The following is a 15,492-nucleotide window of genomic DNA, read 5'->3' as shown; positions in this document are numbered from 1 at the left end:
CAGCGCAGCGGTCAGCGTTGTCTTACCATGGTCGACGTGGCCGATGGTGCCGACGTTGACGTGCGGTTTGTTACGTTCAAATTTTTCTTTAGCCACGAGTATAAACCCCTACTAGAAAGCGTTTATTAAGCTTGTTTCTTGATGATTGCTTCAGCGATGTTCGATGGCGCTTCAGCGTACTTGGCAAACTCCATGGAGTAGCTTGCACGCCCTTGAGACATGGAACGCACATCAGTAGCGTAGCCAAACATCTCACCCAGCGGAACCTCAGCACGAATGACTTTGCCAGAGACCGTGTCTTCCATGCCCTGAATTAGGCCTCGACGACGGTTCAGGTCACCCATCACGTCACCCATATAGTCTTCAGGCGTTACCACCTCGACCTTCATAATGGGCTCCAGCAAAACAGCACCTCCCTTCTGGGACAGCTGCTTAGTTGCCATCGAAGCAGCGATCTTGAACGCCATTTCGTTGGAGTCAACATCGTGATAGGAACCGTCGAACACAGTAGCTTTCAGACCGAGCAGCGGATAACCGGCAACAATACCGTTTTTCATCTGCTCTTCAATACCTTTCTGAATAGCTGGAATGTATTCCTTTGGAATCACACCACCTACCACTTCACTCGTAAATTCGAGCCCTTCCTGACCCTCATCAGCCGGAGCAAAACGAATCCAGCAATGACCGAACTGACCGCGACCACCAGACTGGCGAACGAACTTGCCTTCGATCTCGCACTTATTACGGATAGTCTCACGGTATGCCACCTGCGGCTTACCGATATTGGCCTCAACGCCAAACTCGCGCTTCATCCGATCAACTAGAATATCCAGGTGAAGCTCACCCATACCAGAGATGATCGTTTGACCGGACTCTTCGTCAGTCTTAACGCGGAACGATGGATCTTCCTGAGCCAACTTACCCAGCGCAATACCCATCTTCTCTTGGTCAGCCTTGGTCTTCGGCTCAACAGCCACCGAAATCACAGGCTCAGGGAAGTCCATACGCTCAAGGATGATCGGCTTTTCAAGCGAGCACAGCGTATCGCCCGTAGTAACATCTTTCATGCCGATTAGGGCTGCGATGTCGCCTGCGCGGACCTCTTTGATCTCTTCACGGGTGTTCGCATGCATCTGCACCATACGACCCACACGCTCTTTCTTACCCTTTACAGAGTTTAGAACTGAGTCACCCGAGCTCAGGATACCCGAGTACACGCGAGCAAATGTCAGGGTACCTACGAACGGGTCAGTAGCGATCTTGAACGCCAAAGCAGAGAAAGGCTCAGCGTCATCTGCATGACGTTCATCTTCCTGCTCTTCGTTATCCGGGTGAACACCTTTAATTGCAGGAATTTCAGTCGGAGCTGGCAAGTAGTCAATTACGGCGTCAAGAACCAAGGGAACCCCTTTGTTCTTGAAGGAGGAGCCACAAACAGCCGGAACGATTTCACAAGCGATAGTACGCTGACGCAGACCAGCCTTGATCTCTTCGATCGATAGCTCGCCACCTTCCAGGTACTTGTTCATGAGCTCTTCGTTAGCTTCAGCCGCAGCCTCAACCATGTTGGAGCGCCACTCTTCAGCGAGATCCTGAAGCTCCGCAGGAATTTCTTCCTCACGGTAAGTCATGCCCTGATCATCTTCATTCCAGAAGATAGCTTTCATCTTCAGAAGATCGATCTGGCCCTGGAAATTATCTTCAGCACCAATAGCCAGCTGAACAGGAACCGGAGTATGCCCCAGGCGCTTCTTGATCTGCTCGACTACGCGCAAGAAATTAGCACCGGCACGGTCCATCTTGTTCACATAGACGATACGCGGAACACCGTACTTATTCGCCTGGCGCCATACTGTCTCGGATTGAGGCTCAACGCCTGAAGTACCGCAGAATACAACCACCGCACCATCCAATACCCGCAGGGAACGCTCAACTTCAATAGTGAAGTCAACGTGACCGGGGGTATCGATAATATTTACACGGTAGTTATCGTACTGCTTGGTAGAACCAGACCAAAAGGCAGTGGTAGCAGCAGAAGTGATCGTGATACCACGCTCTTGCTCCTGCACCATCCAGTCCATAGTTGCAGCACCGTCATGAACCTCACCCATTTTGTGGTTCACGCCGGTATAGAACAGAATTCGCTCAGTCGTAGTCGTTTTACCTGCGTCCACATGAGCACAGATACCGATGTTACGGTAGCGATTAATTGCGGTTGTACGAGCCATAAGGTCCTCGCTTGATTGGAAGCGCTGGGCTTAGAAGCGGTAATGCGAGAAAGCCTTGTTGGCTTCTGCCATGCGATGCACGTCTTCGCGCTTCTTGACTGCAGCACCCTTGCCTTCAAAAGCGTCCATGAGCTCACCTGCTAGGCGTAAAGCCATGGATTTTTCACCACGCTTACGCGCAGAGTCCACCAGCCAACGCATGGCCAGGGCATTACGACGGGACGGACGAACTTCGACCGGCACCTGGTAGGTAGCACCGCCGACACGGCGGGACTTTACTTCGACCAGCGGAGCGATGGCGTCGAGCGCTTTTTCGAAAACTTCCAGGGGTTCGGCATTCTTGGAACGCTCTTTGACCTTGTCCAATGCACCATAAACAATACGTTCGGCAACGGCTTTCTTGCCGCTCTCCATCACGTGGTTCATGAACTTGGCCAGGATCTGGCTTCCGTACTTTGGATCGTCAAGTATTTCGCGCTTGGCCGCTACACGACGTCTTGGCATTGATAAGCCCTCAAAACGGTCTTCAGGTTAGCTCGGAACTGTAACATTGACGTTACGCCCGACCTTACTCTTATCGACTCGAACAAAAAGAATAGATTACTTCGGACGCTTCGCGCCGTACTTGGAACGACCCTGCTTACGATCTTTAACACCCGAGGTGTCCAAAGAGCCGCGAACAGTGTGATAACGCACACCCGGAAGGTCTTTAACTCGACCGCCACGGATCAGCACCACGCTGTGCTCTTGCAGGTTGTGACCTTCACCACCGATGTAGGAAGTCACTTCGAAGCCATTAGTCAAACGAACACGGCATACTTTACGCAGTGCCGAGTTAGGCTTCTTGGGAGTAGTTGTATAAACGCGGGTGCAAACACCACGACGCTGCGGGCAGTTTTGCAGCGCAGGCACGTCGCTCTTCTCGACGAGACGCTTGCGCGGCTTACGCACCAGCTGGTTAATCGTTGCCATCTAAAGCTCCACTGATTGTCTTACGACACAAACGAAATGGCAGGACTCTACGCCCTGCCAATTTTCGGGGTACGAAAGTCTAAAGAGGTTCTTCCATACCGTCAACACGAAGCCTCGACCGTCCGGCCGAGGCTTCGCTTGTTCACTCCAGCTATTAACTTCCGCTGGAGTTCAATGCCTCGGTCAAAGCTGCCTCGGCTTCGCTCGCACTTACACGCTGAGGTTTACCCATATCACGCTGACGTTTCCGCTCACTGTGATAAGCCAAACCAGTACCAGCCGGAATCAGACGACCCACCACCACGTTCTCCTTCAAACCGCGAAGGAAATCACGCTTGCCAGTGACTGCTGCCTCTGTAAGAACACGCGTAGTCTCCTGGAAGGATGCCGCAGAAATAAAGGACTCTGTCGACAGCGAAGCCTTGGTAATGCCCAGAAGAACACGCTCGTATTTGGAGATGAATTTATCTTCACCTGCCAGACGCTCGTTTTCTTCAAGAACATGGGTTAGCTCCATCTGGTCACCCTTAATGAAGCTAGAGTCACCGACTTCACTTACCTCAACCTTACGCAGCATCTGACGCAAGATGGTTTCGATATGCTTGTCGTTGATTTTCACGCCCTGCAGGCGATAAACATCCTGAATCTCATTCACGATGTACTTGGCCAATGCACTTACGCCAAGCAAACGTAAAATGTCGTGAGGATTGCTCGGACCGTCGGAAATAACCTCCCCGCGACTGACTTGCTCCCCCTCGAACACGTTCAGGTGACGCCACTTTGGAATCAGCTCCTCATAAGGATCGCTACCATCCGTCGGCGTAATAACCAGGCGGCGCTTACCCTTGGTTTCCTTACCGAAGGAAATCGTACCACTGATCTCTGCCAGAATTGCCGGCTCTTTCGGGCGACGCGCTTCGAAAAGATCAGCTACACGCGGCAGACCACCGGTAATATCGCGAGTCTTCGACGTCTCCTGCGGGATACGCGCAATAACGTCACCCACGCTCACCTTGGCACCGTCATTCAAGTTAACCAACGCATTTGGCGGCAGGAAGTACTGAGCAGGCACATCAGTACCTGGCAACAGCAAGTCTTTGCCATTCGCATCGATCAGTTTGACCGCAGGGCGAATATCCTTGCCAGAGCTTGGGCGATCTTTGGCGTCCATTACCTCGATGTTGGTCAGGCCTGTCAGCTCGTCTGTCTGACGTTTAATCGTGATGCCTTCCTCCATCCCGACAAACGCTACCGTACCATCCATCTCGGTCACAATCGGGTGCGTATGCGGATCCCACTTCGCCACAATGGCGCCTGCTTCTACCTTGTCGCCTTCCTTGATAGAGATGACAGCGCCGTAGGGTAGCTTGTAGCGCTCACGCTCACGACCGAAGTCATCAGCAACCGCCAGCTCTCCCGAACGCGAAACAGCAACCAGTGCGCCATCTGCACGCTCAACGTGCTTCAGATTATGCAACCGGATCGTACCGCCATTCTTGACCTGAACGTTATCTGCAGCGGAAGTTCGGCTAGCCGCACCACCAATGTGGAACGTCCGCATGGTCAACTGAGTACCAGGCTCACCAATCGACTGGGCTGCGATAACGCCTACAGCTTCACCGATGTTTACCTGATGCCCACGCGCAAGGTCTCGGCCATAACACTTGGCACAGATACCATGACGTGTCTCACATGTAATTGGAGAGCGAACCACAACTTCATCGATACTATTCAGCTCAAGGAATTCGACCCAGCGCTCGTCAACCAACGTACCTGCCGGAACGATAACCTCGCTTTCTGCACCTGGCTTGAATACATCATGGGCGATAACTCGACCCAAGACGCGCTCACCCAGAGGCTCGACGACATCACCGCCTTCAATATGCGGCGTCATAACCAAGCCATGCTCAGTACCACAATCGATCTCGGTTACAACCAGATCCTGAGCCACATCAACCAGACGACGCGTCAGATAACCGGAGTTTGCCGTTTTCAGTGCAGTATCGGCCAGACCCTTACGAGCACCGTGAGTAGAAATGAAGTACTGCAGTACGTTCAGACCTTCACGGAAATTAGCTGTAATAGGCGTTTCAATAATAGAGCCGTCCGGCTTAGCCATCAGACCACGCATACCCGCCAGCTGACGAATCTGAGCGGCAGAACCCCGCGCGCCCGAGTCAGCCATCATGTACATGGAGTTGAAGGATTCCTGATCAACTTCCTTGCCTTCACGATCAATGACCTTTTCCTTGGAAAGGTTGGCCATCATGGCTTTGGATACTTCATCGTTGGCGCGAGACCAAAGGTCGATGACCTTGTTGTACTTTTCACCTTGCGTTACAAGGCCTGAAGCGTACTGGCTTTCAATTTCCTTCACTTCGGTAGTGGCCGCATCAATAATGCGAGCCTTTTCGTCAGGAATTACGAAATCGTTAACACCAATAGAGACGCCAGACAATGTCGAGAAGGCAAAGCCGGTATACATCAGCTGGTCAGCGAAGATAACAGTATCCTTTAGCCCCACTACACGATAGCAGTGGTTAATCAGCTTGGAGATTGCTTTTTTCTTCATGGGCTGGTTGACCACATCGAACGGCAAGCCTGCCGGAACGACCTGGAACAACAATGCACGACCTACCGTTGTTTCAACGATGCGGGTGTTAGCCGTGACGCTACCGTCCTTTTCCTTCACCTTTTCGTTGATACGCACCTTGATTCGCGCATGCAGGGCAGCCTCACCCGCACGGAAAACACGGTCCACTTCCTGCAGGTCAGCAAATACACGACCCTCGCCCTTGGCATTGATTGCCTCACGCGTCATGTAATACAGACCCAACACCACGTCCTGCGACGGTACGATAATGGGCTCACCGTTTGCTGGCGACAGGATATTGTTGGTCGACATCATCAGCGCACGCGCTTCCAGCTGAGCTTCCAGCGTCAGCGGAACGTGAACAGCCATCTGGTCACCATCGAAGTCGGCGTTATAGGCCGCACATACCAACGGGTGCAGCTGAATCGCTTTACCTTCAATTAGAACAGGCTCAAACGCTTGGATACCCAAACGGTGCAGGGTCGGCGCACGGTTCAAGAGCACAGGATGTTCACGAATTACTTCAGCAAGAACGTCCCAAACCTCAGGCAGCTCACGCTCGACCATCTTCTTGGCAGCCTTGATGGTAGTGGCCATGCCACGCGCCTCGAGCTTACCAAAGATGAAAGGCTTGAACAGCTCTAGAGCCATCTTCTTAGGTAGACCACACTGATGCAGACGTAAGGTCGGACCTACGGTGATTACCGAACGACCCGAGTAATCCACACGCTTACCTAACAGGTTCTGACGGAAGCGCCCCTGCTTACCCTTGATCATGTCGGCCAAGGATTTGAGCGGACGCTTGTTGGACCCGGTAATCGCACGACCGCGACGACCGTTATCAAGCAGAGCGTCAACCGCTTCCTGCAGCATACGCTTCTCGTTGCGCACGATAATGTCAGGCGCAGAGAGATCCAGCAGACGCTTCAAACGGTTGTTACGGTTGATGACACGCCGATACAAATCGTTCAGATCGGACGTTGCAAAACGGCCACCATCAAGCGGAACCAGCGGACGCAGGTCCGGCGGCAGCACAGGCAGCACTGTCATTACCATCCACTCAGGCTTGTTGCCAGAGCCCTGGAAAGCTTCCATCAACTTCAAACGCTTGGACAGCTTCTTGATCTTGGTCTCGGAATTGGTCTGCGGAATCTCTTCCCGCAGACGGCCAATCTCGTGTTCAAGATCAATGCCGGACAACAGCTCGAAGACAGCCTCTGCACCCATACGGGCATCAAAGTCATCACCGAACTCTTCAAGCGCCTCGAAATACTGCTCGTCATTGAGCAGTTGGTATTTTTCCAGCGTGGTCATACCCGGATCGATTACGACGTAGCTTTCGAAATAAAGCACACGCTCGATATCACGCAGAGTCATGTCCAACAGCAGACCAATACGGGACGGCAAGGACTTCAGGAACCAAATATGAGCAACCGGAGATGCTAGCTCGATATGTCCCATGCGCTCGCGGCGCACCTTTGCGAGCGCGACTTCAACGCCACACTTCTCACAAATGACACCACGGTGCTTGAGCCGCTTGTACTTACCGCAAAGACATTCGTAATCTTTTACCGGACCAAAAATTTTGGCGCAGAAAAGACCGTCACGCTCGGGTTTAAACGTACGGTAATTAATAGTCTCCGGCTTTTTTACTTCACCGAAGGACCAAGAGCGAATCATCTCGGGCGAGGCCAGACCGATACGAATGGCATCGAACTCTTCGAGTTGACCCTGGTTTTTCAACAGATTCAGCAAGTCTTTCAAGGCCTTTCCTCCTCACGGACCGGGCATGACCGCCTTGACGGCCATGCCCTCTTAGCGTCGCGTGTTATTCGGTTTCCAATTCGATATCGATACCGAGCGAGCGAATTTCCTTGATCAATACGTTGAAGGATTCCGGCATACCGGCCTCCATACGGTGATCTCCGTCCACGATGTTCTTATACATCTTGGTCCGGCCATTCACATCGTCCGACTTGACCGTTAGCATTTCCTGAAGGGTATAGGCGGCTCCATAGGCTTCGAGCGCCCAGACCTCCATCTCCCCGAAACGCTGGCCACCGAACTGCGCCTTACCACCCAGCGGCTGCTGAGTAACCAGGCTGTATGAACCCGTTGAACGGGCATGCATCTTATCGTCGACCAAGTGGTTCAGCTTCAGCATGTACATATAGCCAACTGTAACTGGACGCTCGAACTGGTTCCCCGTACGACCGTCAAACAGACGCATCTGACCGCTTTCCGGCAGGTCAGCCAGCTTCAGCATGGCCTTAATTTCACTTTCTTTGGCACCATCAAAAACCGGAGTTGCCATTGGAACCCCAGCACGCAGGTTCTTAGCCAACTGCTGGACTTCGGCATCACTCAGGTCATCCAATGACTCTTGCCGGCCACCGATTTCGTTGTAAATCTCATTCAGGAAACTACGCAGCTCGGCGATCTTACGCTGCTCTTCAAGCATGCGATTGATCTTTTCGCCCAAGCCTTTGGCTGCAAGACCCAAGTGCGTTTCAAGAATTTGACCCACGTTCATCCGTGACGGTACACCCAATGGGTTTAGTACGATATCAACTGGTGTGCCATGGTCATCGTACGGCATATCTTCAACAGGCATGATAACGGAGACCACACCCTTGTTACCGTGACGACCAGCCATCTTATCGCCCGGCTGAATACGACGTTTGATTGCCAGGTATACCTTGACGATCTTCAACACACCAGGAGCCAGGTCATCTCCCTGCTGAAGCTTGCGCTTCTTGTCTTCAAACTTGTCGTCCAGAAGCTGGCGACGATCCGACAAGTAAGCTTGAGCTTTTTCCAGCTGCTCATTATGCGCATCTTCAGCCATGCGCAGCTTGAACCACTGGCCACGCTCAAGACCATTCAGATACTCATCTGTAATGACGGTGCCTTTCTTAACGTTAGGACCGCCATCCGCTACCTGCCCGACTAACGCATAGCGCAAACGCTCGAACGTAGCACCCTCAACGATACGGAACTCTTCGTTAAGATCCTTACGAATCTCGTCCAGTTGAGATTTTTCGATCGCTAAAGCACGAGAGTCACGTTCAACACCATCACGCGTGAAGACCTGGACATCAATAACAGTACCCTTGGTACCTGTAGGCACACGCAGGGAAGTATCTTTAACGTCAGAAGCCTTTTCACCGAAGATTGCACGCAGTAGCTTTTCTTCTGGTGTGAGTTGAGTCTCGCCTTTTGGCGTGACCTTACCAACCAGAATGTCACCCGCCTGAACCTCAGCACCTACGTAAACGATACCGGCTTCATCCAGCTTGTTCAGTGCCGCTTCACCTACGTTCGGAATATCGGAAGTAATTTCTTCCGGGCCGAGCTTCGTATCACGCGCTACACAAGTCAGCTCTTGAATGTGGATCGTAGTAAAACGATCCTCCTGAACAACACGTTCAGACAACAAAATCGAGTCTTCGAAGTTGTAACCGTTCCAGGGCATGAACGCGACACGCATATTCTGACCCAGTGCCAGCTCGCCCATATCTGTGGACGGGCCGTCAGCCAGAATATCACCACGAGCAATCACATCACCCTTACTGACTAGCGGGCGCTGGTTGATACACGTGTTCTGGTTGGAGCGGGTATATTTGGTCAGGTTGTAAATATCTACACCAGCCTCTCCCGTTTCGACCTCATCGTTTGCCACGCGAACAACGATACGACTTGCATCAACCGAGTCGATTACACCGCCACGACGCGCAACTACGCACACGCCAGAGTCACGTGCAACGTTACGCTCCATGCCCGTACCGACCAGAGGCTTGTCCGAACGCAATGTCGGCACAGCCTGACGCTGCATGTTTGATCCCATCAAGGCACGGTTAGCATCGTCGTGCTCAAGGAAAGGAATCAACGACGCTGCCACCGAAACAACCTGCTTCGGGGATACGTCCATCAATGTAACGTCTTCAGGCGCCTTAACGGTAAACTCGTTCAAGTGACGTACAGCAACCAGCTCATCGGTCAGACGATTATTTTCATCCAGACCAGCAGAAGCCTGGGCAATCACATGATTCGCTTCCTCAATCGCAGAGAGGAATACGATTTCATCTGTAGCTACACCTTCTTTAACTACACGGTAAGGACTTTCCAAGAAGCCATACTGGTTCGTACGAGCATAGGTCGCCAATGAGTTAATCAGACCAATGTTCGGACCTTCCGGTGTCTCAATTGGGCAGACGCGACCATAATGAGTCGGATGAACGTCACGAACCTCAAAACCGGCGCGCTCACGAGTCAAGCCACCCGGGCCGAGTGCAGAGACGCGACGCTTGTGCGTGATCTCGGACAGAGGGTTGTTCTGGTCCATAAACTGGGATAGCTGGCTTGAACCGAAGAACTCTTTGATCGCAGCAGCCACCGGCTTAGCGTTGATCAGATCCTGTGGCATCAAACCTTCGCTTTCGGCCATCGACAGACGTTCCTTGACGGCACGTTCAACACGAACGAGGCCAACACGGAACTGGTTTTCTGCCATCTCACCAACACAACGAACACGACGGTTACCAAGGTGGTCGATGTCGTCAACGATGCCTTTACCATTACGGATATCAACCAACGTTTTCAAAACGTCAACGATATCTTCGCGGCTTAGAACACCCGAGCCTTCAATCTCTTCACGACCGATGCGGCGATTGAACTTCATCCGGCCTACAGCAGAAAGATCATAACGCTCTGCACTGAAGAAGAGATTATTAAACAACGTTTCTGCTGCTTCCTTGGTTGGCGGCTCGCCAGGACGCATCATGCGATAGATTTCGACCAGCGCCTCAAGTTGATTGCTAGTAGAGTCAACTTTCAGTGTGTCAGAAATAAACGGGCCACAGTCGATATCGTTCGTATAGAGCGTTTCGATACGAACAACGTTGGCCTTGGCTATTTTAGCCAGCAAATCAAGCGTTAGCTCTGTATTGCATTCGGTAATAATTTCACCGGTAGCCGGATGAACAATTGCCTTGGCTGTAGTACGACCAATTACATAATCAAACGGAACTTCAAGCTCGGTAATGCCTGACTTTTCCAATTGATTAATATGACGCGCTGTAATACGGCGGCCCTGCTCAACAATGACCTTGCCTGCGCTGTCCTTAATATCAAAACTAGCAATTTCGCCACGCAGTCGTTGTGGCACTAACTCCAAGTTAAGAGTTTCACCCTTGATATGGAAAATATTAGTGTCATAGAACATGTCCAGCACTTCTTCAGTGCCATAACCCAGGGCACGCAGAAGCACCGTTGCCGGCAACTTACGGCGACGGTCAATACGAACGAAAACGCTATCCTTGGGATCGAACTCAAAATCGAGCCATGAACCACGATAAGGGATAATACGAGCCGAATAAAGAAGCTTGCCAGAACTGTGTGTTTTACCACGGTCATGATCGAAGAACACGCCTGGCGAACGATGCAACTGGGAAACAATAACCCGCTCGGTACCATTAATGACAAAAGTACCGTTTTCAGTCATTAGAGGGATTTCCCCCATGTACACTTCTTGCTCCTTAATATCCTTGATCGCCTTGTTCGAAGACTCGCGATCAAAAATAATCAGGCGCACTTTTACCCGCAGCGGAACCGCATAAGTTACGCCACGCAAAACACATTCTTTAACATCAAATGCCGGCTCGCCCAGGCGATAGCCGACGTACTCTAAGGCAGCATTGCCAGAGTAACTGATAATCGGGAAAACGGACTTGAAGGCCGCGTGCAGACCGATATCGCGGAGCTGATCTTTGCCTGCGCCCGCCTGCAGGAATTCGCGATACGAATCCAGCTGGATAGCCAATAGATACGGCACGTCCATAACGTGCGGCAACTTGCTAAAGTCCTTGCGGATACGTTTTTTCTCAGTATATGAGTAAGCCATCAGCGTTCCCCAGCTTGGTCACCTGCTTGTTTGGCCTCTCCGACGGGAGCAGCCGGAAAATCTTGCAAACGTCACCGTTTGCGCCATTACATCGTAATGGTCTTGTTATTTCTGCCGAGCAATCTAAAAACAAGGATCGCCTCGAAACAGAAAAAGGCCGGTGGCAATTGCCACCAGCCATCAGCCGAACGTTAACGCTCCGGCTGTAGACGCAACGGACGAACTTACTTGAGCTCGACCTTGGCGCCAGCTTCTTCCAGAGACTTCTTGGCAGCCTCGGCTTCCTCTTTGGAAACGCCTTCTTTAACCACGCCAGGAGCGCCATCAACTACTGCCTTGGCTTCTTTCAGGCCCAGACCAGTCAGTTCACGAACAACTTTAATGACGTTCACTTTCTTGTCGCCAGCTTCGGTCAACATGATAGTGAATTCAGTCTGCTCTTCAGCAACCGGAGCGGCAGCAGCCGGACCAGCAGCAACAGCAGCGGCAGCAGTTACACCGAACTTCTCTTCCATCGCTTTGATCAGTTCGACCACTTGCATGACGGACATTTCGGATACGGCGTTGATGATATCTTCGTTGGTCAGAGCCATGACTCTAATTCCTGTATCGTTTAGGGGCTTCGTAGCCACTAGAATTAAACAAAAAAGCGAGAAAGAAGATGCAGAGCCTTATTAGGCTGCAGCAGATTCTTTCTGGTCGCGAATAGCAGCCAGAGTACGAGCCAGCTTGCTGGTTGCGCCCTGAATAACACTCATCAGCTGGGACACAGCTTCGTCGTAGGTTGGCAGAGTTGCCAGTACGTCGATCTGGTTAGCTGGGATCAGCTTGCCTTCAAACGCGGCCGCCTTGATCTCGAACTTATCCTGACCTTTTGCAAAATCCTTGAAAATACGAGCGGCAGCGCCCGGATGTTCGTTGGAGAAAGCAATCAAGGTCGGGCCTTTAAACGCGTCGTTCAGTACGTCAAAAGAAGTACCTTCAACAGCGCGACGCAGCAGAGTGTTACGCACAACTTTCACGTACACGCCAGCCGCACGGGCCTCTTTACGGAGTCCGGTCATAGCACCTACAGTCACGCCACGGGCATCAGCCACAACAGCAGACAGGGCACTTTGGGCAGCCTCGTTGACTTCAGCGACGATAGCCTTCTTGTCTTCGAGTTTAATTGCCACGGGTTTTACTCCTGGATGTTACCGTATCGTCCAACCGAAGCTGGACGTCGTTTTGGTGTCTGACTCGGTAACCGAATCGGGAGCACCATCTGCGTAGGCAATGTTTAAGGCCAGTCTTAAACACATGGCCACCTACGGTCTTGGACAGCCCCCGCCAGGCAGGGACCCCAATAGTGTGAGCGAAGCCAAGGCTTCGCTCCATATTACTTAGGCCTCCAACGAAGCCTGATCAATCTGCAGACCTGGCCCCATAGTAGTGCTTAGGGTAATACGCTTAACGTAGATGCCTTTGGATGTAGAAGGCTTCAGGCGCTTCAGGTCGGACAGCAATGCTTCAACGTTCTGCTTCAATTTGGCAGGTTCGAAATCAACCTTACCTACAGACGCGTGAATGATACCATTCTTGTCAGTACGGAACCGAACTTGACCAGCCTTGGCATTCTTAACAGCAGTTGCCACGTCAGGCGTTACAGTACCTACCTTAGGGTTTGGCATTAGACCACGCGGACCTAGGATCTGGCCCAGCTGACCAACTACGCGCATGGCATCTGGTGAAGCGATAACCACGTCATAGTTCAGATCGCCGCCTTTCATTTCAGCAGCCAATTCGTCCATACCAACACGGTCAGCGCCTGCAGCCAATGCGGCTTCAGCGTTGGGGCCTTGAGTAAATACAGCCACACGCACAGACTTACCTGTACCATTCGGCAGAACGGTAGCACCACGAACAACTTGATCAGATTTGCGCGGATCAACGCCAAGGTTCACAGAAACATCAACAGATTCTTTGAACTTGACAGCAGACAGCTCAGCCAGAAGCGCAGCAGCTTCTTCGAAACCATACTGCTTGCCCGCTTCGATCTTGGCGGCAATCGCCTTTTGACGCTTAGTCAGCTTAGCCATTACACGCCCTCCACATTCAGACCCATGCTACGGGCAGAACCCGCAATCGTACGAACTGCTGCATCCAGATCTGCTGCCGTGAGGTCAGCATTCTTAGTCTTGGCAATTTCTTCCAGCTGGGCACGGGTAACAGTGCCTACTTTCTGAGAGTTCGGACGGCTGGAGCCACTCTGAATACCGGCTGCTTTTTTCAGCAGAACGGAAGCAGGAGTGCTCTTAGTCTCGAATGTAAAGCTACGGTCGCTATATACCGTGATGATCACAGGCGTAGGCAGACCAGGCTCCATACCTTGGGTACGAGCATTGAATGCCTTACAGAATTCCATGATATTCACGCCATGCTGACCCAACGCCGGACCTACTGGCGGGCTTGGGTTGGCCTGGGCAGCCTTCACTTGCAGCTTAATATAAGCCTGAATTTTTTTAGCCATTTGCTACTCCAATGACGGGTTCAAACGCCGCGCGGGCTCCCCGGTTTATTTCGCTTTATCCCAGTGACAACAAAACCCCGCAGCCTTAACTGCGGGGTATAGGATTCGACCTCAGTCTAGACGACCTTTTCGACTTGACTGAATTCCAACTCAACCGGAGTGGATCGCCCAAAAATGAGCACAGCCACTTGAATTCGGCTTTTTTCGTAATTCACTTCTTCAACGACACCATTGAAATCAGCAAACGGACCATCGATAACACGGACCGTTTCGCCTGGCTCAAACAATGTCTTCGGCTTAGGCTTATCACTGCTATCAGAAACACGGCGTAAAATAGCCTCTGCTTCACGATCAGTAATTGGTGCCGGCTTATCCGCCGTACCACCAATAAACCCCATTACCCGAGGTGTATCTTTAACCAAATGCCATGTTCCTTCGTTCATTTCCATCTGGACCAGAACATAGCCCGGGAAGAACTTTCGCTCGCTTTTGCGCTTCTGGCCGTTACGCATTTCCACCACTTCTTCGGTGGGAACCAGAATATCGCCGAACTCTTCTTCCATTCCGGCAAGCTTGACGCGCTCGATCAACGAGCGCATGACATGCTTCTCATAGCCTGAGTATGCATGCACGACGTACCAACGCTTAGCCACGGCGAACCCTTAACCTACGATCATGGAAACAAGCCATCCGAGCAGGGAGTCTAGCCCCCAAAGCAGCAGTGCCATGATCAGCACTACCGCAACCACAATTAACGTGGTTTGTGTAGTCTCCTGCCGACTAGGCCAGACGACCTTACGAATCTCGGTGCGCGCCTCTTTGAGCAGGGTAAAAAAAGCCTGCCCTTTGACAGTCTGTAATGCAATGAAAGCAGCTACTGCCCCCAAAACCAACAGACCGATTACACGGTACAAGATCGGCTGGGCTGAGTAGTAGTGATTGGCGACAACGCCTACTGCCACCAGCAAGACGACCGCAAGCCACTTCAGTGTATCGAAGCGTGACTCTTGGGCTTCCGCCTTGACGCTCATCAATGAATTCCTGTCAGGAAATGCCAGATTAAAATCTGGCAGGCCAGGAGGGAATCGAACCCCCAACCTGCGGTTTTGGAGACCGCCGCTCTGCCAATTGAGCTACTGGCCTGTAACTTAAATCAGGCCGACTATTATGCCGGCCCAACACTCCAAAATCAACGATTTTATTCGACGATCTTGGCAACCACGCCGGCACCAACGGTACGGCCACCTTCACGAATCGCGAAGCGCAGACCTTCTTCCATGGCGATCGG

General features: G+C 51.9%; 13 protein-coding genes and 1 tRNA gene. All 14 read right to left on the bottom strand.

Annotated elements, in window-relative coordinates; genetic code table 11:
• On the bottom strand, positions 1-96 hold a 96-nt coding region (locus tag IQ22_RS22225; protein WP_233432247.1), incomplete at its 3' end, for a GTP-binding protein.
• Positions 97-125: 29 nt separating this feature from the next.
• A complete protein-coding gene (gene fusA / locus IQ22_RS22220; RefSeq protein WP_145146002.1) occupies positions 126-2,228 on the bottom strand; it encodes an elongation factor G in 2,103 nt (700 codons plus the stop codon).
• Between the two features lie 30 nt (positions 2,229-2,258).
• Positions 2,259-2,732: a 30S ribosomal protein S7 gene (rpsG, locus tag IQ22_RS22215; protein WP_007163088.1), complete on the bottom strand. Its 474-nt coding sequence runs from the start codon at positions 2,730-2,732 to the stop codon at positions 2,259-2,261.
• Between the two features lie 96 nt (positions 2,733-2,828).
• Complete coding sequence (gene rpsL, locus IQ22_RS22210) at positions 2,829-3,200, bottom strand: 30S ribosomal protein S12 (RefSeq protein ID WP_010796747.1); 372 nt, start codon at positions 3,198-3,200, stop codon at positions 2,829-2,831.
• A 154-nt stretch (positions 3,201-3,354) separates the two neighbouring features.
• Entirely contained in the window at positions 3,355-7,557 is a 4,203-nt protein-coding gene (gene rpoC / locus IQ22_RS22205) for a DNA-directed RNA polymerase subunit beta' (RefSeq protein WP_145146001.1), read from the bottom strand.
• A 64-nt stretch (positions 7,558-7,621) separates the two neighbouring features.
• On the bottom strand, positions 7,622-11,695 hold the full coding sequence (rpoB, locus tag IQ22_RS22200; RefSeq protein ID WP_145146000.1) for a DNA-directed RNA polymerase subunit beta: 4,074 nt from the start codon (positions 11,693-11,695) through the stop codon (positions 7,622-7,624).
• Between the two features lie 224 nt (positions 11,696-11,919).
• Positions 11,920-12,288 carry a 50S ribosomal protein L7/L12 gene (gene rplL, locus IQ22_RS22195; RefSeq protein WP_145145999.1) on the bottom strand — a complete coding sequence of 123 codons (369 nt, stop codon included), beginning with the start codon at positions 12,286-12,288 and terminating at the stop codon, positions 11,920-11,922.
• Between the two features lie 81 nt (positions 12,289-12,369).
• Positions 12,370-12,870 (bottom strand): 50S ribosomal protein L10, encoded by a 501-nt coding sequence (gene rplJ / locus IQ22_RS22190; RefSeq protein ID WP_145145998.1) that lies wholly within the window; start codon positions 12,868-12,870, stop codon positions 12,370-12,372.
• A gap of 207 nt (positions 12,871-13,077) precedes the next feature.
• Positions 13,078-13,773, bottom strand: a complete 696-nt coding sequence (gene rplA / locus IQ22_RS22185; protein ID WP_145145997.1) for a 50S ribosomal protein L1 — start codon at positions 13,771-13,773, stop codon at positions 13,078-13,080.
• Positions 13,773-14,204, bottom strand: a complete 432-nt coding sequence (rplK, locus tag IQ22_RS22180; protein WP_145145996.1) for a 50S ribosomal protein L11 — start codon at positions 14,202-14,204, stop codon at positions 13,773-13,775. The genes rplA and rplK overlap by 1 nt, the downstream gene beginning before the upstream one ends.
• Positions 14,205-14,320: 116 nt before the next feature.
• Entirely contained in the window at positions 14,321-14,857 is a 537-nt protein-coding gene (gene nusG / locus IQ22_RS22175; protein ID WP_145145995.1) for a transcription termination/antitermination protein NusG, read from the bottom strand.
• A 9-nt stretch (positions 14,858-14,866) separates the two neighbouring features.
• Positions 14,867-15,235 (bottom strand): preprotein translocase subunit SecE, encoded by a 369-nt coding sequence (secE, locus tag IQ22_RS22170; RefSeq protein WP_145145994.1) that lies wholly within the window; start codon positions 15,233-15,235, stop codon positions 14,867-14,869.
• A 36-nt stretch (positions 15,236-15,271) separates the two neighbouring features.
• A tRNA-Trp gene (locus tag IQ22_RS22165) sits at positions 15,272-15,347 on the bottom strand.
• Positions 15,348-15,402: 55 nt separating this feature from the next.
• On the bottom strand, positions 15,403-15,492 hold a 90-nt coding region (locus IQ22_RS22160), incomplete at its 5' end, for an EF-Tu C-terminal domain-related protein (protein WP_483247342.1).

It is taken from the genome of Pseudomonas duriflava, from assembly GCF_007830155.1.
GTDB lineage: Bacteria > Pseudomonadota > Gammaproteobacteria > Pseudomonadales > Pseudomonadaceae > Chryseomonas > Chryseomonas duriflava.
This window is presented reverse-complemented; position numbering and strand designations above follow the sequence as displayed.